Annotated in this window: 17 protein-coding genes; 12 read left to right on the top strand and 5 right to left on the bottom strand. The window is 66.1% G+C overall.

Annotated features, from left to right (window positions below):
- Positions 1–109 precede the first annotated feature (109 nt).
- Both A5766_RS03520 and A5766_RS03515 read left to right on the top strand, forming a co-directional pair.
- Complete coding sequence (locus A5766_RS03520) at positions 110–1,600, top strand: flavin-containing monooxygenase (protein ID WP_064864855.1); 1,491 nt, start codon at positions 110–112, stop codon at positions 1,598–1,600.
- A complete protein-coding gene (locus A5766_RS03515) occupies positions 1,597–2,457 on the top strand; it encodes a short-chain dehydrogenase/reductase (protein ID WP_064864858.1) in 861 nt (286 codons plus the stop codon). Before A5766_RS03520 ends, A5766_RS03515 begins: the two co-directional genes overlap by 4 nt.
- Before the next feature lie 3 nt (positions 2,458–2,460).
- Here A5766_RS03515 and A5766_RS03510 read toward each other — a convergent pair whose 3' ends face one another.
- The gene (locus A5766_RS03510) at positions 2,461–2,862 is read right to left on the bottom strand and encodes a LapA family protein (RefSeq protein ID WP_064864861.1); all 402 of its coding nucleotides are present in this window, start codon (positions 2,860–2,862) and stop codon (positions 2,461–2,463) included.
- Positions 2,863–2,892: 30 nt separating this feature from the next.
- Between A5766_RS03510 and rlmN the strand changes: the two genes are divergently transcribed.
- Positions 2,893–4,005, top strand: a complete 1,113-nt coding sequence (rlmN, locus tag A5766_RS03505; protein WP_064864917.1) for a 23S rRNA (adenine(2503)-C(2))-methyltransferase RlmN — start codon at positions 2,893–2,895, stop codon at positions 4,003–4,005.
- A 4-nt stretch (positions 4,006–4,009) separates the two neighbouring features.
- On the opposite strand, the gene A5766_RS03500 is transcribed toward rlmN, so the two are convergent.
- Complete coding sequence (locus A5766_RS03500) at positions 4,010–4,282, bottom strand: DUF2631 domain-containing protein (RefSeq protein ID WP_005204949.1); 273 nt, start codon at positions 4,280–4,282, stop codon at positions 4,010–4,012.
- 142 nt (positions 4,283–4,424) lie between these two features.
- On the opposite strand from A5766_RS03500, the gene puuE reads away from it, so the two are divergent.
- The 6 genes from puuE to A5766_RS03470 all read left to right on the top strand — a co-directional run bounded on the left by puuE (position 4,425) and on the right by A5766_RS03470 (position 11,942).
- The gene (gene puuE / locus A5766_RS03495; RefSeq protein WP_064864921.1) at positions 4,425–5,390 is read left to right on the top strand and encodes an allantoinase PuuE; all 966 of its coding nucleotides are present in this window, start codon (positions 4,425–4,427) and stop codon (positions 5,388–5,390) included.
- A 26-nt stretch (positions 5,391–5,416) separates the two neighbouring features.
- On the top strand, positions 5,417–6,580 hold the full coding sequence (gene dxr, locus A5766_RS03490; protein WP_064864866.1) for a 1-deoxy-D-xylulose-5-phosphate reductoisomerase: 1,164 nt from the start codon (positions 5,417–5,419) through the stop codon (positions 6,578–6,580).
- 55 nt (positions 6,581–6,635) lie between these two features.
- A complete protein-coding gene (locus tag A5766_RS03485) occupies positions 6,636–7,862 on the top strand; it encodes a M50 family metallopeptidase (protein ID WP_005204941.1) in 1,227 nt (408 codons plus the stop codon).
- Between the two features lie 91 nt (positions 7,863–7,953).
- The gene (gene ispG, locus A5766_RS03480) at positions 7,954–9,138 is read left to right on the top strand and encodes a flavodoxin-dependent (E)-4-hydroxy-3-methylbut-2-enyl-diphosphate synthase (RefSeq protein ID WP_064864870.1); all 1,185 of its coding nucleotides are present in this window, start codon (positions 7,954–7,956) and stop codon (positions 9,136–9,138) included.
- An 82-nt stretch (positions 9,139–9,220) separates the two neighbouring features.
- Complete coding sequence (locus A5766_RS03475) at positions 9,221–10,057, top strand: GNAT family N-acetyltransferase (protein ID WP_005204938.1); 837 nt, start codon at positions 9,221–9,223, stop codon at positions 10,055–10,057.
- A 49-nt stretch (positions 10,058–10,106) separates the two neighbouring features.
- Positions 10,107–11,942, top strand: a complete 1,836-nt coding sequence (locus A5766_RS03470) for a penicillin-binding transpeptidase domain-containing protein (protein ID WP_039855176.1) — start codon at positions 10,107–10,109, stop codon at positions 11,940–11,942.
- Positions 11,943–12,075: 133 nt separating this feature from the next.
- Here the strand turns inward: A5766_RS03470 and A5766_RS03465 are convergent, their stop codons facing one another.
- Genes A5766_RS03465 through A5766_RS03455 form a run of 3 tightly spaced genes read right to left on the bottom strand, consistent with a single transcriptional unit; the run spans position 12,076 to position 14,953 of the window.
- Positions 12,076–12,867, bottom strand: coding sequence for a heme ABC transporter ATP-binding protein (locus A5766_RS03465; RefSeq protein ID WP_005204935.1), 792 nt, complete (start codon positions 12,865–12,867; stop codon positions 12,076–12,078).
- Entirely contained in the window at positions 12,864–13,943 is a 1,080-nt protein-coding gene (locus A5766_RS03460) for a FecCD family ABC transporter permease (protein ID WP_005204933.1), read from the bottom strand. Before A5766_RS03460 ends, A5766_RS03465 begins: the two co-directional genes overlap by 4 nt.
- Positions 13,940–14,953: a heme/hemin ABC transporter substrate-binding protein gene (locus A5766_RS03455; RefSeq protein WP_005204931.1), complete on the bottom strand. Its 1,014-nt coding sequence runs from the start codon at positions 14,951–14,953 to the stop codon at positions 13,940–13,942. Before A5766_RS03455 ends, A5766_RS03460 begins: the two co-directional genes overlap by 4 nt.
- Before the next feature lie 210 nt (positions 14,954–15,163).
- Between A5766_RS03455 and A5766_RS03450 the strand changes: the two genes are divergently transcribed.
- Genes A5766_RS03450 through map form a run of 3 tightly spaced genes read left to right on the top strand, consistent with a single transcriptional unit; the run spans position 15,164 to position 16,988 of the window.
- Positions 15,164–15,541: a TA system antitoxin ParD family protein gene (locus tag A5766_RS03450; RefSeq protein WP_005204930.1), complete on the top strand. Its 378-nt coding sequence runs from the start codon at positions 15,164–15,166 to the stop codon at positions 15,539–15,541.
- A complete protein-coding gene (locus tag A5766_RS03445) occupies positions 15,538–16,128 on the top strand; it encodes a zeta toxin family protein (protein ID WP_005204928.1) in 591 nt (196 codons plus the stop codon). Before A5766_RS03450 ends, A5766_RS03445 begins: the two co-directional genes overlap by 4 nt.
- Positions 16,125–16,988: a type I methionyl aminopeptidase gene (gene map / locus A5766_RS03440; protein WP_039855175.1), complete on the top strand. Its 864-nt coding sequence runs from the start codon at positions 16,125–16,127 to the stop codon at positions 16,986–16,988. Before A5766_RS03445 ends, map begins: the two co-directional genes overlap by 4 nt.
- Positions 16,989–16,993: the final 5 nt, after the last annotated feature.

The raw sequence follows: 16,993 nt of genomic DNA, 5'->3' as shown, positions 1-16,993 counted from the left end.
CACAGTGCACGATTCAGCCCAACAACACCCTGCCAAACACGATTCAGTCCAGCACGATTCAGTCCAGCAAGCCCCAACCCGACACGACCCGGCCAGGCGGCACTTTCACGTGGCGATCATCGGCGCGGGATTCGGCGGCATCGGCGCCGCGATTCGATGCTTGCAGAACGGATTCGACGACCTCGTGGTGTTCGAGCGCGCCGCAGCTGTTGGCGGAACGTGGGAGGTCAACACGTATCCCGGTGCGCAGTGCGACATCCCGTCGGCTCTGTACTCGTTTTCGTTCGCACCCAACCCGGACTGGACGCGCCTGTATCCGTTGCAGCGTGAGATCCAGGCGTACATCGCCCGGTGCGCTGCGGATTTCGGCGTCACACCCCACATCCGGTGCGGTCACGACGTCACCGATGCGTCGTGGGACGACCTCGCGCAGGTCTGGCGCCTGACGGTCAACGGCTCGTCGTTCACCGCTGATGTCCTCGTCGGCGCGACGGGTCCGTTCAGCGAGCCGTCCCGACCCGACATTCCCGGACTCGACGACTTCGACGGCGACGTCTTCCACTCCGCGCAGTGGGATCACGACTGGTCGCCGACCGGCAAGCGGGTGGCCGTCATCGGAACCGGCGCATCCGCGGTGCAATTCGTGCCCCAGATGCAGCCACAGGTAGCGCACCTGACCCTGTTCCAGCGCACGCCCACCTGGATACTTCCGCATCCGGATCGGCCGATTCCGCAGCGCGTCAGGGCAATGTTCGCGCGGGTGCCGGCCACCCAACGTGGACTGCGCGGAGCCTGTTCGCTCGTGCAGGAGATGATGGTTCCTGGCTTGGTGAGCCATCCCGCGCTACTGAAACCTGCTGCAGCGCTGGGCCGGTGGCATCTGCGTCGGCAGGTGGCCGACGAGAGGCTGCGGGTGGAGTTGACGCCGACATACTCCTTCGGGTGCAAGCGGCCGACATTCTCCAATAGGTATTACCCGGCGTTGGCCGCACCGAACGCTTCGGTGGTCTCCGATGCGATAGTCGGGGTGCGGGCCGAGGGCATCGAGACGGCCGACGGTCGCGTCCACGAGGTCGACACCATCCTCCTCGGTACCGGGTTCAAGCTCGCGGCGGGGGAGGGCTTCTCGCGCATCCACGGTGCCGACGGCCGCAGCCTGTCGCAGGTGTGGGGCAACGGCGAGATGAAGGCGTACCGGGGCACGAGCGTCGCGGGGTTCCCGAATTTCTTCATGATCCTCGGACCCAACTCGGTCGTCTACACCTCACAGGTGGTCACCATCGAAGCGCAGGTCGACTATCTGATCGACGCGCTGAAGACCATGCGCCGGAGGGGAATCCGCAGTTTTGATGTCACGCAGTCGGCGCAGGCCCGGTTTGTGAACGAGGTCGATAAAGGCCTCGAGGACTCCGTGTGGAACACCGGTGGCTGCTCGAGCTACTACCTCAGTCCGTCGGGGCGCAACTTCACGTTCTGGCCGGGCTACGTCTTCACCTTCAGGCGGGCGATGAAACACGTGAACTGGGATGACTTCGACGTCCGAACGGGCATACCACATCGACACGGGGTGTCGACGACGCGTGAGGCGGTATTCGGATGAGTAGCACGGACATTCGGGGCGCGGTGGTGCTCGTCACCGGTGCGGCACAGGGCATCGGCCTGCGCACCGCGCACCGCCTCGTCGACTCGGGAGCACACGTGGTGCTGACCGACGTCGACGCCACGGCACTGGAGTCAGCGAGTGCTGATTTCGCCGGGGACGCCGCCCTGGCGGTGGAAGCTGATGTGCGCGAACTGGATTCGATGGCCAGAGCCGTCGACAAGGCACTGGGCAGGTTCGGCCGTCTCGACCACGTTGTCGCCAACGCAGGAATCACGCCACCGACGGCGACGCTACGCGGGGTCGACCCGGCAGCCTTCGACCGCGTCGTCGACGTCAACCTCCGCGGGGTGTTCAACACCGTGCGCGCGTGCATGGAGCCGGTGATCGCCGCACAAGGGCACATGCAATTGGTTGCCTCGTGCGCGGCGTTCGCTCCCGGGATGGGGGGTTCGGCATACATGATCACCAAATCGGGGGTGGAACAACTCGGGCGGGCGTTGCGGATCGAACTGTCGGCGTACGGCGCCTCCGCGGGCATCGCGTACTTCGGCATCGTCGAGACCGATATGACGCGGGCGACGCTCGACGACGACCCGATCGGAAAGGAGATCGGCGGTCAACTGCCGTGGCCGCTGAATCGTCGGATCACCGCGGACGACGCCGCCGGAGTCCTGGTCGACGCAATCCGTTCACGGAGGGGGCAGGTCGTCGCGCCCCGGCAGTGGTCGGTGTACTCGGCACTTCGAGGACTCATCAATCCGCTGCTCGACGAGAAGCTCACACGCGACGCGTCGATTCATCGGATCGTCAGGCACCTCGACGACGGCGTCGCGCCGAGATCGGCGGGTGCGTGAGGTTCACGCCGCCGGTGGCGGATCCGTCGCGACCTTGGCCTTCTTCAGCGTCCGGTTGAGCTGGTACATCCGCGCGCCTCCCGCCATCGCGACGATCAACGCGCCTGCGATCGCCGCGATCAGCAGGCTGACGCCGACCGGCAGGTTGACCTCCCAGAACAGGATGTCGATGCGTTGCGATTCCAGGTTCTGCAGGATGAAGACCAGCAGCAGGATCGTGATGATCGCTCCGACGACCAGGCCTGTGAAGGCAGCGCGCGCACGCGTGTGCTCGACCTTCTCGATTTTGGTCCGCAACTCCTGCCGTTCGGCCAAGAGAGCCTGATGCTCGGTCGGGTCGACGGTGGGCGTCACGTCGGGTTCGGTCACGTCGTGGTTGGCCCTGCGCTTGTCGCCGTGGTTCATACACCCATGATGACATGCGACAATGGATTCATGACGTCATTGCCGCTCGTGTTCACCGCGCCCAAGAAGGGACTTCCGCCGACGCACTTCGCTGATCTCGATGTCGACGGTCGGCGCGCGGTCATCACCGATCTCGGCCTGCCGAAATTCCGTGCAGACCAGTTGGCGCGGCAGTACTACTCGCGGCTCAACGGCGACGTCGAGGAGATGACCGACCTTCCTGCTTCTGCGCGTCCCGCGGTCGCGGAGGCGCTGTTTCCGCAGCTGCTGACGCCTGTTCGTCATATCGCCTGCGACGACGGCAGCACACGTAAAACCCTGTGGCGCCTGCACGACGGCACCCTGCTCGAGAGCGTCCTGATGCGCTACAGCGATCGCAACACGCTGTGCATCTCGAGCCAGGCTGGATGTGGGATGGCCTGCCCGTTCTGCGCGACCGGGCAGGGTGGACTCGACCGTAACCTGTCGACCGGTGAGATCGTCGATCAGGTGCGTGTGGCTGCGCGCGCGTTGCGCGACGGCGAGTTCGGCGATGCAGGCAGGCTCTCGAACGTGGTCTTCATGGGTATGGGTGAGCCCCTGGCCAACTACAAGCGCGTCGTCTCCGCTGTCCGGCAGATCACCGCGCCGAGTCCGGAGGGACTCGGAATCTCCGCGCGCTCGGTGACCGTGTCAACCGTCGGCCTGGCGCCTGCGATCCGACGCCTCGCCGACGAGGGATTGTCGGTGACGCTTGCGGTGTCGCTGCACACCCCGGACGACGAACTGCGCGACACCTTGGTGCCGGTCAACAACCGCTGGTCGGTGCAGGAAGTTCTCGACGCCGCCAGGTATTACGCCGACACCACCGGCCGTCGGGTCTCGATCGAGTACGCCTTGATCCGCGACGTCAACGATCAGCCGTGGCGAGCCGACATGTTGGGCAGCAAGCTACACAAGGCACTCGGGTCATTGGTGCACGTGAACCTGATCCCGCTCAACCCGACGCCCGGCTCGCAGTGGGATGCGAGCCCGAAGGACGTCGAGCGGGAGTTCGTTCGACGCGTGCGCGCGCAGGGGGTCTCGTGCACCGTGCGCGACACACGTGGGCAGGAGATCGCCGCGGCGTGCGGCCAACTCGCTGCCGAGGAGACGAGCGGTTAGCCGCTCAGCTCCACTTCTTCTTCTTGAACATCTTGTAGAGCAGGATGCACGCGAGCGCGACCGCGATGACGATCAGGTAGATGTCCTCGACGTGGCCGACCTGGTTGCCGATCAGCATGAACAGCAGCGCTGCGACGCAGAACCAGCCTGCGGCGTACATCGACTTCGTCGCGGTGCCGTGCCAGCCGAACCGCGCCGAGGGTGCGTCCTCGGGCTCGTGCTTCCAGCCGGTGTCGATCTGCTTGTGCTGCTCGTGCTCGACCTCGGTGCTTGCCACGGTGGCTCCTCACTGCGAAACAACTGACACTTCTGCCCAACTACAGATGTCCGACGACGATCAGTAGTAGTTCACGATGAGCATAGCGGCCGCGTCGTTGCCCCGTCGCACGGCCACGCGCGATCTGGGAGAGAATGCCGCCATGCTCCCGACGACACGCTCGCTGACCGACTACCGCACCGAGGATTACCCCCGCGACATGATCGGGTACGGACGTACCACCCCCGATCCGCAGTGGCCGGGCGACGCGAAGATCGCGGTGCAGTTCGTCCTCAACTACGAGGAGGGCAGCGAGAACAACGTCCTCGAGAACGACCGCGGCAGCGAGACCTTTCTCTCCGAGATGGTCGGTGCGCAGTCGTTTCCCAATCGGCACATGAGCATGGAGTCGCTCTACGAGTACGGCTCGCGCGCGGGGGTGTGGCGCATCCTGCGCACGTTCTCTCGACGCGGATTGCCGTTGACGATCTTCGCCGTAGCGCAGGCTATGGCGCGCAATCCCGAGGTCGCGGCGGCTTTCGTCGAGCGCGGCGACGAGATCGCGTGTCACGGCTATCGCTGGCTGAACTACCAGATGGTCGACGAGCACGTCGAGCGCGAGCACATGCGTGCGGCGATCGAGCTGCTGACCGAGATCACCGGATCGCGACCGCTCGGTTGGTACACCGGCAGAGACTCACCGAAGACGCGCGACCTGGTCGTCGAGTACGGGGGATTCGCCTACGACTCCGACAGCTACGCCGACGACCTGCCGTACTGGGTGAAGGTGCCGAAGCGCACCGACGGGATTATCGAGGACGTCGACCACCTTGTCGTGCCCTACACGATGGACACCAACGACATGCGGTTCGCGTCGCCCGGCGGTTTTCCCTCCGGCGAGCAGTTCTACGCACAGCTGCGTGACGCCTTCGACGTGCTCTATCGCGAGGGACTCGACGGATCACCGAAGATGTTGTCGGTCGGCCTGCACTGTCGGGTCGTCGGACGTCCGGCACGGTTGGCCGCGCTCGAGCGTTTCCTCGACCACGTTCAGTCCCATGACGGGGTCTGGATACCGCGACGAATCGAGATCGCCGAACACTGGCGAAAGGTACACCCGCCTGCCTGAGTTGCCCGGTGAGCGACAATGGTCGGGTGAGCACACGCGTACTGATTCTTGGCTCGACCGGCTCGATAGGGGTTCAGGCCCTCGAGGTGATCGCCGAGCATCCCGACCGATTCGAGGTGGTCGGTCTCGGTGCAGGCGGCGGCAACCTCGACCTTCTGGCCGAGCAGGCGCGCTCGACCGGCCTGACAGCGGATCGGATCGCCGTCGCCGACCCGGTCGCCGCGGAGAAGCTCGCAGCTGAACTCGGCGACGGCGTCTTCGGCGGGGCGGAGGCGATGTGCAGGCTCGTCGAGAGCGTCGACGCCGACGTCGTGCTCAACGCGATCGTCGGATCGATCGGGCTGCGGCCGAGTCTCGCCACGCTGGAATCCGGCGCTCGGCTGGCGCTCGCGAACAAGGAGTCGCTCGTCGCGGGCGGGTCACTGGTTCTCGGCGCCGCGTCGCCGGGGCAAATCGTCCCCGTCGACTCCGAGCATTCGGCGATCGCGCAGTGTCTGCGAGCGGGCACATCCGACGAGGTGTCGCGGCTGGTACTGACCGCATCCGGTGGGCCCTTCCGTGGGTGGACTCGCGAGCAACTCGTCGACGTCACGCCTGAGCAGGCCGGTAAGCATCCGACCTGGTCCATGGGTCCGCTGATCACGTTGAACTCCGCGACGCTGGTCAACAAGGCGCTCGAGGTGATCGAGGCACACCTGTTGTTCGACGTCGACTACGACCGGATCGACGTCACGGTCCACCCGCAGTCGATCGTGCACTCGATGGTGACCTTCGTCGACGGCGCGACCATCGCCAAGGCGTCTCCGCCGTCGATGAAGTTGCCGATCGCGCTGGCACTCGGTTGGCCCGACCGTGTTCCCGGTTCGTCGAGTCCCTGTGACTTCTCGACGGCGTCATCGTGGACGTTCGAACCGGTCGACAACGCCGTGTTCCCCGCGATCGAGCTCGCCAGGGAGGCCGGGCGCGCGGGCGGAAGCCTCACCGCGGTGTACAACGCCGCCAATGAAGCGGCCGCCGCCGGATTCTTCGCGGGACGCATCAGCTTTCCGCGCATCGTCGAGATCATCGCCGATGTGCTCGCCGTCGCAGATGAATGGCGTGCACAGCCAGGTACTGTGGAGGAGATCCTTGCCGCCGACGCATGGGCACGAGAGCGCGCTGCGCAGTTCGTCGCACACGCTTCCGCGTGAGAAGGAGACCAGCCCGTAGATCCTGCTGCGGGGACGTCGAATTGGAGTTGAGTACGTGAGTTTCGCGATCGGCGTCGTGCTGTTTGCGGTTGCGCTGGTGTTGTCGGTCGCCTGGCACGAATGCGGTCACATGTGGGCCGCGCAGGCCACGGGCATGAAGGTCCGACGCTACTTCGTCGGATTCGGCCCGACGCTGTGGTCGACCAAGCGTGGCGAAACCGAATACGGCATCAAGTTGATTCCCGCGGGCGGTTTCTGCGACATCGCGGGCATGACTCCCTACGACAAGCTCGACGACGACGAGCGCGACCGTGCCATGTACCGCCAGAAGCCGTGGAAGCGGTTCGTGGTGTTGCTCGCGGGTCCGGCGCAGAACATCATCCTCGGCCTGGTCCTCGTGTTCATCGTGGCGGTCGCGTTCGGCCTGCCCAAGATCGGTCCCGACGCCAACAACGCACCCGTCTACGTCGACAAAGCGACGTGCGTGGCACCGAGCACCGACGCCAAGGGCGAGCCGGTGGCCTGTTCGGGACCCAGCCCCGCCGCGCAGGCAGGGCTCCGGTCGGGCGATCAGGTCGTCGCGATCAACGGGCATCGAGTCGACAACAACGCCGACCTGATCACGACCACGTGGAAGACCTCCGGCACCGCACAGCTCGAGGTCCTACGTGATGGCCAGACCGTGACGGTCGACGTGCCCGTCACCCAGGTGCAGCGGATGAAGAAGGCCGACGACGGGTCGCTGGAGCCGATCACCGTCGGCGCCATCGGTGTGCAGCTCAATACGCCTCCGGAGCCGGTCAACCACTACAACGTCGCGACAGCGGTACCGGGGACGTTCTCGTTCACCGGCCAGCTGCTCGTCGAGACGTTCAAGGCGTTGGTCTCGCTGCCGTCGAAGGTCAGCGGGCTGTGGGCCGCGGTGACCGGCGGTGAACGTGCAACCGATTCCCCGGTGAGTGTCTACGGGGCATCGGTGATGGGCGGGCAGACCGTCGAACACGGGCAGTGGAGCGTCTTCCTGCTACTGCTGATCAGCGTCAATCTGTTCCTCGGGCTGTTCAATTTGGTCCCGCTACTACCCTTGGATGGTGGGCACATGGCGATCGTCGGCTACGAAAAGGGCCGCGATACCGTGCGCCGGTGGTTCGGCAGGGCGCCTGGGGGCGTCGTCGACTACTACAAACTGATGCCGATCACTTACGCGGTGGTCATCGTGATGGCCGGGTTCATGGTCCTGACCTTGACCGCCGACATCGTCAACCCGATCAAGATCTTCTGATGCGCGGCCCCGTCAGCCCAGATGCGACGGCCGCGAGCGGCCCCGATTCGACGGCCGCGCAGACAACCGAATCCGCTTCGAGGAGTACGAGATGAACGCACCTGCCACGGGTGGGGCCACCGCCATCGGTCTCGGTATGCCCGCGGGACCGCCCCCGGTACTGGCGCCGCGTCGCAAGACCCGTCAGATCCACGTCGGGTCGGTGGGCGTCGGCAGCGACTATCCGGTGTCGGTGCAGTCGATGACCACCACCAAGACGCACGACATCAACGCGACGTTGCAGCAGATCGCCGAACTGACGGCGTCGGGATGCGACATCGTCCGTGTGGCGTGTCCGCGGCAGGAGGACGCCGAGGCGCTGCCGATCATCGCGAAGAAGTCGAAGATCCCGGTGATCGCCGACATCCACTTCCAGCCGAAGTACATCTTCGCTGCGATCGACGCCGGGTGCGCGGCGGTCCGTGTGAACCCCGGCAACATCAAGGAGTTCGACGGTCGTGTCAAAGAGGTCGCGAAGGCGGCCGGCGACGCGGGTATCCCGATCCGGATCGGTGTGAACGCGGGATCGCTGGACAAGCGCATCATGCAGAAGTACGGCAAGGCGACACCCGAGGCGTTGGTCGAGTCTGCGCTGTGGGAGGCGGGACTGTTCGAGGAACACGGGTTCGGCGACATCAAGATCTCGGTCAAGCACAATGACCCGGTCATCATGGTCGAGGCGTACCGGCAGCTCGCGGCGCAGTGCGACTATCCGCTGCACCTCGGGGTGACCGAGGCGGGTCCGGCATTCCAGGGGACGATTAAGTCGGCGGTGGCGTTCGGATCGCTGCTCAGCCAGGGCATCGGCGACACCATCCGGGTATCGCTGTCGGCACCGCCCGCCGAGGAGATCAAGGTGGGCGACGCGATCCTGCAGTCGCTCAATTTGCGCCCACGCAAGCTCGAAATCGTGTCGTGCCCCTCGTGCGGCCGCGCGCAGGTCGACGTCTACAAGTTGGCCGACGCTGTGACCGCCGGGCTCGAGGGTATGGAGGTTCCGCTGCGCGTGGCCGTGATGGGCTGCGTCGTCAACGGTCCGGGCGAGGCCCGCGAAGCCGATCTCGGCGTCGCCTCAGGCAACGGCAAGGGCCAGATCTTCGTCAAGGGCGAGGTCATCAAAACGGTTCCCGAAGCCGAAATCGTGGAGACGCTGATCGAAGAAGCGCTGCGGATTGCAGAGGAATCGGGAGAAACTGGTGAGGGTGCGGTGGGATCACCTACCGTGACCGTTTCCTGACGACAGTCGGCTGGCCCTGCTCTATTGGCGACCGGGTCGGCACGTCGTCGGAACGTAACCCCCGGGTCGATGGAGGAATGACGTGCTGAGGCTGTTGGGCGACAAACCGCTCGGCGCACGCGACGCCCCCGTGGTGGCGCGCGTCCTCAATGCCGATCCGGTCGCCAGTTGCATGGTTGCTGCCCGCTTCGAGACGCACGGTATCGACCCGAGGCTCCTCGGCGGCGAACTGTGGACCGCCGACGATCCCGCCACGTCGCTGTGCTTTTCGGGCGCCAACCTCATCCCGCTGCTCGGTACGAGCGCCGACATGACCTACTTTGCCGAGCGCGCCCTGTCGAGTTCGCGGGTCTGTTCGTCGATCGTCGGCGACTCCGAACACGTGCTCGCCATGTGGGATCGGCTGTGCTCTGCGTGGGGTCCCGCTCGCGAGGTCCGACCGGCGCAGCCGCTGCTCGCGCTGTCGGGTCCGCCGCTGGTTGCACCCGATCCGGGCGTGCGCCTGGTCACCCTCGACGATCTCGACGTCTACCTTCCCGCTGCCGTGGAAATGTTTATCGGGGAGGTCGGGGTCGACCCCTGCGCGGGGGATGGTGGCCGGTCGTATCGTCGACGTCTGGCCGCGTTGATCTCGGCGCAGCGGGTGTTCGCACGTTTCGACGGCTCCGCGGTGGTGTTCAAAGCCGAGATCGGTTCTCTCTCACGCCGAGTCGGCCAGATCCAGGGAGTCTGGGTCGATCCGACGCGGCGCGGACAGGGATTCGGTGCGGGTGGCACTGCCGCGGTCGCCGCGGCGGTGCAGGCACAGGGCCGGATCCCGAGTCTGTATGTGAACAGCTTCAACCTTCCCGCACGGTCGGTCTATCAGCGGATCGGATTCACCGAGGTCGGCACGTTCGCCACCGTCCTCGTCGACTAGGGCGAGCCTCCCCGGCGGGTGGTCCTCGCGGCCCTATCATCAGCTACCGATGGTGCTTTTGAGACGTCGCGTCGCTTCCCTGATTCCCGTGGCGATCAGTGCTGCGCTCATCGTCGGGGCCACCGCCTGTACCTCGGCGGACGACGGTCCGCGTCAGGCGGCACAGCACTTTCTCGAGGAGTTCGGCAAGCGAGATGTCGACGCCGCCGCGGCGCTGACCGACAATCCCGGTCAGGCTGCGCAGGGACTCGGGGGCGCATGGTCGGGATTGGGTGCCACCTCGATGACCGCGGAGGCCGGTCGTGCCGACATCAACGGCGACACCGCCGACATCGACGTCACCTATCGCTGGAAGTTGCCGCGCGGTCGCGAATGGACCTATCCGGCCACGGTCAAGATGGGGCGGAGCGATTCCGGCTGGTCGGTCCGCTGGACGTCGACCGACGTACACCCGGATCTCGGTGCGAATCAACGCTTGTCGATGCGGATCGTCGAGGCGCCGCGAGCGACGGTCAACGAGGCCGATGGCTCGCAGGTGATGGTCAACGGAACGGTCGTCGGCGTCAACTTCGACGCGAAGAAGGCTGCGGAGCAGGGGTCCGTCGCCGATTCGGTGACCCGGCTGACCGCTGCGCTCAACGCGACGGGCATGTCGCTCAATGCACAGAAGATCGCCGAGGATTCGACGGCCACAGACGGCGAGTACCCGATCACGCGCCTCGACCAAGCCCAGTTCGACCGTCTCCGTGACCAATTGGCGATTCCCGGAGTCGTCACCAATGAGCAGGCCGAGCTCGTCTCCAAGGACCCGGGTTTCGCGCCCGCACTGCTGTCTCAGGTCAAGAAGGTCGTCGACAGCGAGGTCGACGGCAACGTCGGCTGGCGGGTCGTCACGGTCAACCCCAACGGACTCGACGCGGACGTCCTGACCGACCACGCGGCCACACCGGCGCCGTCGATCTCGTTGAGTCTGTCGCGCGCCGTCCAAGACGCCGCACAGCGGGCAGTCAACGCCACCAACCGTTTTCAGATCGCGATGGTCGTGATTCAGCCGTCGACCGGACGCATTCTCGGAGTGGCGCAGAACCAAGCCGCCGATACGAGCGGACCCATCGCCACCACCGGGCTCTACCCGCCCGGTTCGACGTTCAAGATGGTCACCGCGACCACGGCGATCAGACGCAATCTGGCACAACCGGATTCGCTCGTTCCGTGCCCGGGTGAGATCGAGATCGGCCCGCGAACCATTCCGAACTACGACAGATTCTCGCTCGGCACCGTGACGATGCTGAAAGCGTTTGCGGCGTCGTGTAATACGACGTTCGCCCATCTGGCCAGCATGATGGGGCCGTCGGACCTCGCCAACACGGCAGCGGCGATGGGCGTGGGGGAGCAGTACAAGATTGCAGGCCTCGACGCCGTGTCGGGGTCTGTCCCGATCGCCAACGAGCTCGTGGCCCGTAGCGAGGACGGCTTCGGTCAGGGCAAGGTCTTGGTCAGCCCGCTGGGCCTGAGCCTGGTGGCGGCGACCGTCGCCAACGACGGCAAACGTCCTGTCCCGCAACTCATCCTCGGCAAGCCCACCACGGTGACCGGACCGACGCCCGCCCTCGAACCCGGCGTCGTGGACAAGCTCCGCCCCATGATGCGTGCGGTGGTCACCGAGGGAACGGGCACGACGATCGCCGAACAGGGCGAGATCTACGGCAAGACCGGTGAAGCCGAATTCGACGGTGGATCGCACGCCTGGTTCGCGGGCTACCGCGGCGACCTCGCCTTCGCGACACTCGTCGTCCGCGGCGCCGACTCGAACAACGCAGTCGCGGTGACGCGCGACTTCTTCAACTTCCTGCCGCCGGGCTACGCGACGGCCACCCGCCCCTAGACGCGCTACCCAGTCGGCAGGCTCGAGCGCCCAGTCGGCGTGCTCGAGCGCCCAGTCGACGCTGCGCGGCATGGCGAGTGGGCGCTTCTGAATGCCGACTGTGCGCTTCTGAGCGCCCAGTGGGTACCCGCGCTCAGCGGCGCCGCGGGATGATCACCGGTTGGCCGGTCTCGGGGTGGTCCCAGATCTCGACGGGGTGGTCGTAGGTCTCCGACAGTCGGTCCGCGGTCATCACGTCGCGCACCGAGCCGACCGCCAGCAGATGGCCCTCCTTCATCAGGGCCACGCGGTCGGCGTAGGCGGCGGCGAGTGAAAGGTCGTGGACCACAAGCAAAATGGCGGCGCCGTTGTCGCGGTGGCTGCGCAAGATGTCGAGGACGCCCTCTTGATGGTGGATGTCGAGGGCCGCGGTCGGTTCGTCGAGAAGCATGATCGGGGTCGATTGTGCGAGCGCACGACCCAGCGAGACGCGCGCCTGCTGGCCTCCGGAGAGCTGTCCGAATGAGCGCTCGGCGATGTCGTCGAGATGGCACAGGCGCATCGACTCGGCGATGATCCGCGGTGAGTCGGCGGCCTGCGGAGTACGCAGCCACGGATACCGACCCATTTCGACGACCTCCGCGACCGTGAACGGCGTATCCGGACGATTCTGCTGGGTCACCAGCGAGCGTGCCCGCGCCAGATCCCGTGCGTGCATTCCGCCGATGTCGACGCCGCCGACCGTCACACGGCCCGCCTGCGGAGTTCGCAGACCCGCCATCACCGACAGCAGCGTCGACTTACCGCATCCGTTGGGGCCGACCAGCACGACGAGTTCGCCAGGCGCGACCTCCAGGGTGACGTCGCGGACCACGGTTCGCCCGCCGAGCTCGACGTCGATGTGCTCGCCGAGCAGCCCGGCCGGTGTCGGGGTGTCAGCGCTCACCAGCCGGCTCCCGCATTCCGACTCCGGCGTAGGAGCAGGAAGAAGACCGGCCCGCCGACGATCGAGGTGAACAGGCCGAGCGGCAGGCTCGCGGGAGGCATCACGGTCCGGGCCGCGAGATCGGCGGCAGCGAGGACCAGTGCGCCGCCGATGACGCTGGTGGGCAACAAGATCGAATGTCTTGGTCCGACGATCAGCCGCATGAGGTGCGGCACGATCAGTCCGACGAACATCACGATGCCGGTGAACGCGACGGCGGCCGCGGTCAGGATGGCCACCAAGACGATGACCTGCCGACGCACCACTTCGACGTTCACGCCGAGCGACGCGGCCTGCACCTCGCCGAGCGCGAGCAGATCGAGCTTGTGCACCAACAGAAACGACGCCGCGACGGCCGCGACGACGAGCGGCAGCGCCACCCACACCGGCCCCCAGCCGATGCCCTCGAGTGAGCCGAGTTGCCAGAACACGATCTGCTCGCGGGCCGTCGTCGACGCGATGAATGTGAGGTAGGCGATGACGCCGAGTGCGAAAGCGTTGACGGCGATCCCGGTGAGTACCAACATGATCGGCGACGACGAGCCGTCGCGCAGCGAGAGTACGTACACCGCTGCGGAGGTGGCGAGCGCGAAGACGAAAGCGACAGCGGCGAGTGCCCACCCGTTCACGCCGACGCCTCCGACGACGATCATCAGTGCCGCGCCGACGGCGGCTCCCGACGACACTCCGACGACGCCGGGCTCGGCGAGGGGGTTTGCCAGGACGCCCTGCATGAGACACCCGCCCGCACCGAGCGCGGCACCGACGATGAGGCCCATGACAATTCGGGGGAAGCGGACGTTCCAGAGCGTGTACTCACCGATGTCGGCCGGAAGCGGTCCGATCGACACGTGAAGGTGGTGTGCGAGGCTGCCGAGGACTTCGACGGGTGACACGCTGACCTGCCCGACGGCCGCCGACGTGATCACCACCAGGACGGTCAACACCAGGAGCGCCACGATCACGACGACACCCGATGCGCGGCCGCCGTGGGTGGTGAGATGTCGCGATCGCGACGGTGAGCGCTGCAGGGTCATACGTAGATGGCCCGGGCGAGCGCGCCGAGCACCTTCCCGGTGTCGGGTCCGAACGAGAGCATCTCGGTCTCGTCCATCTGGACGACACGATGCGCTTTGCCCGCACTGGTCTGCGAGACACCGGGGAGCGCGAGGACGCCGTCGAGTCCGCCGACCGAGTCGGCCCCCTGGGTCATCACGAGGATCACATCGGGGTTCGCGGTGAGCAGTGCTTCCGTGGTGACCTGGGTGAACCCGGGCTTGAGCCCCGATGCGGTCCCGGCGTCGGTGCCGCCGAGCGCTGCGATCAGATCATCGGCCCCCGATTGCGGTCCGGACATGAGCACCAGTCGTGGGCCGCGGATGTAGAGAAACGCCATGCGCGGATTGCCCGACGGATTGGGCACCGCTGCTCGGGCGTCGGCGATCTCCTTCTCGGTCCGCGTCACGAGTTGCTCACCGGCCTGCCGGACACCGAGGGCGGCGGCGACGTCGCGGATGAGGGCGGGGGTGGTGGCAATCGTTCGAGTGGAGGTGAACGCGACAACCGGGATGCCGGAGTTGCGGATCTGGTCGACGGCGCCGGGCGGTGTCGTGTCCTCGTCGACGAGCACCACGGTGGGGTTCAGCGCGAGAACCGCCTCGGCGCTGAGCGTGTGCCCGTTGGTCGTGACGAGGGGGAGTATCGACGCCGACGGAAACGTCGTCGACGTGTCGCGGCCGACCACCCGCGATCCGAGACCAAGCGAGAACACGGTGTTGGCAAGCGTTCCGTTGCGATCGATCGCGATGATGCGGCTGGTGTCGGCAACCGTCACCCTGCCGTGTCCGACGGAGTCGACAGTCGTGGGCAGTGTGGCGCTCGGGGTCGTGGTGACCGGCACGACGTCGGGGTCGGGGAGCGTCGCCGTCGATGGACCGTTGCGTAGATGTGCGGTCGCGGCAACCGAACTGCTCGTCGACTGCTGGATGGGTACGGTGCTACATCCCGCAATAAGCGCGACCAGCGCTCCCAGCAACACCGCGAGCACCCGTGAAGACCTCAATCGCCCGCGACCTCCCACTTTCCCCGACATGCCATCTGTGCCACCTGGGGCAATGCGTCGGCTTAGTCTCACCTTAGTCGTCGCATCGACCGTGACGTCCGAGGGATCTGGCTCTCGACCAGCTCTCGGCGTAGCAGATTGCTACACTGGGTAGAGGTTTGTGGTCAGGACGAGACTTCGAGGTCAGGAGGAGACATGGCGAACGTCGCCGACAAGGTAACTCGTTTCTCATCGGAGCTCGTCGACGCCGCGGCGTCGGAGGGTCGACGCGAACAGCGCTCTGCGCGACAGCAACTCGAGCACTGGGTGCGGGTCGGTCGTGAGGTGTCCGACCAGCGGCAGGTCGCCCGCCGTCGAGTCGAGGCCGCACTCGCCGGACGGCTCCCGCTCGGCGATCTGTCGATCGAGGAGGGGGCGGTGTTCAACGCGGAGATCGCCGCATCGCTCGAGGAGTCGCTCGCCACCGGCAATCACGTCGCCGATCGTGCGGCTCGCGGTCTCGCGACGGTCGCACTCGACGACCAGGGCCGCGTCGTGAAGCATCTGCCTGACGGTACGCAGATCGTTCTGTGAAGCGGCTCGACCTCGTCGTCGGGCCGAACGGTGCTGGTAAGACGACGTTCGTCGAGCAGCGCCTCGCGCCGCTCCTACCGGGCAGCGTGTTCGTCAATGCCGACGTGATCGCCCGCGAGCGCTGGCCCGACGCCCCCGAGGCGCACTCCTATGAGGCAGCCCGGATCGCCTCGACGATCCGCGAGACGCTGATCGAGCAGGGCGAGTCGTTCGTCGCCGAGACCGTCTTCTCTCATCCGTCGAAGCTGCACCTGATCACCCGTGCGCGACGATCGGGCTACGTCGTGGTCCTCCACGTCGTACTCGTTCCCGTCGATCTGTCGGTGGCACGTGTCGCCGAACGGGTCGTCGAAGGCGGGCATTTCGTGCCGGAGGACAAGATCCGCGGCAGGTATACGCGGCTGTGGGCTCTGGTGTCTGCCGCGATCGGCATGGTCGATCACGCGACCGTGTACGACAACTCGGCTCCCGACATCACGCGGATCGTCGCGCGCTTCGTCGACGGCGACCACGCGGGCACCGCGCAGTGGCCGTCGTGGGCGCCCCACGAACTGGTCGAGATCACGGAGCCTAGTCTGGAGGTATGACCGTGCGCACTGCTCTTCGACCAGGAAAGCCGACACCCCTCCGTCAGGTGCCCGACTCCATCGAGCGTCCCGAATATGTGTGGAAGCCGACCGTCAACGAGGGCCACGAGCCGTGGGTGCAGAGCCCCGAGGTCATCGAGAAGGTTCGTGTGGCGTCGAAGATCGCCGCCAACGCGCTCGCCGAGGCGGGCAAGGCTGTGGCCCCCGGTGTCACGACCGACGAACTCGACCGAATTGCACACGAGTACATGATCGACCACGGTGCATACCCATCGACGTTGGGCTACAAAGACTTTCCCAAGTCGTGCTGCACATCTCTCAACGAGGTCATCTGTCACGGCATCCCCGATTCGACGGTCATCGAAGACGGCGACATCGTGAACATCGACGTGACCGCGTACATCGACGGCGCGCACGGCGACACCAATGCGACGTTCCTGGCGGGCGATGTCTCGCAGGAGGTGCGGGATCTGGTGGAGCGCACCAGAATCGCCACCGAGCGAGCGATCAAGGCGGTCAAGCCCGGTCGCGAGCTCAACGTCATCGGACGGGTGATCGAGGCCTACGCCAACAGGTTCGGCTACACCGTCGTTCGTGATTTCACCGGACACGGGATCGGCGAGACGTTCCACAACGGGCTCGTCGTGCTGCACTACGACCAGCCCAACGTCGACACCGTGATCGAACCCGGCATGGTGTTCACGATCGAACCGATGATCAACCTCGGCGGCCTGCCGTGGGAGATGTGGGACGACGGCTGGACCGTCGTCACCGCAGACAAGAAGTGGACCGCACAGTTCGAGCACACGCTCGTCGTCACCGACGACGGCGCCGAGGTTCTGACGATTCCCGACGCGTAGTGTTT

It is taken from the genome of Gordonia sp. 852002-51296_SCH5728562-b (genome assembly GCF_001665475.1).
Taxonomy (GTDB): Bacteria; Actinomycetota; Actinomycetes; order Mycobacteriales; family Mycobacteriaceae; genus Gordonia; species Gordonia sputi.
This window is presented reverse-complemented; position numbering and strand designations above follow the sequence as displayed.

What these genes read in the sequence shown, in the direction of transcription:
- A5766_RS03510 (WP_064864861.1), bottom strand. Translation starts at nt 2,862, where the DNA reads ATGAACCACGGCGACAAGCGCAGGGCCAACCACGACGTGACCGAACCC.
- A5766_RS03515 (WP_064864858.1), top strand. Translation starts at nt 1,597, where the DNA reads ATGAGTAGCACGGACATTCGGGGCGCGGTGGTGCTCGTCACCGGTGCG.
- puuE (WP_064864921.1), top strand. Translation starts at nt 4,425, where the DNA reads ATGCTCCCGACGACACGCTCGCTGACCGACTACCGCACCGAGGATTAC.
- map (WP_039855175.1), top strand. Translation starts at nt 16,125, where the DNA reads ATGACCGTGCGCACTGCTCTTCGACCAGGAAAGCCGACACCCCTCCGT.
- A5766_RS03450 (WP_005204930.1), top strand. Translation starts at nt 15,164, where the DNA reads ATGGCGAACGTCGCCGACAAGGTAACTCGTTTCTCATCGGAGCTCGTC.
- A5766_RS03470 (WP_039855176.1), top strand. Translation starts at nt 10,107, where the DNA reads ATGGTGCTTTTGAGACGTCGCGTCGCTTCCCTGATTCCCGTGGCGATC.
- rlmN (WP_064864917.1), top strand. Translation starts at nt 2,893, where the DNA reads ATGACGTCATTGCCGCTCGTGTTCACCGCGCCCAAGAAGGGACTTCCG.
- A5766_RS03460 (WP_005204933.1), bottom strand. Translation starts at nt 13,943, where the DNA reads ATGACCCTGCAGCGCTCACCGTCGCGATCGCGACATCTCACCACCCAC.
- ispG (WP_064864870.1), top strand. Translation starts at nt 7,954, where the DNA reads ATGAACGCACCTGCCACGGGTGGGGCCACCGCCATCGGTCTCGGTATG.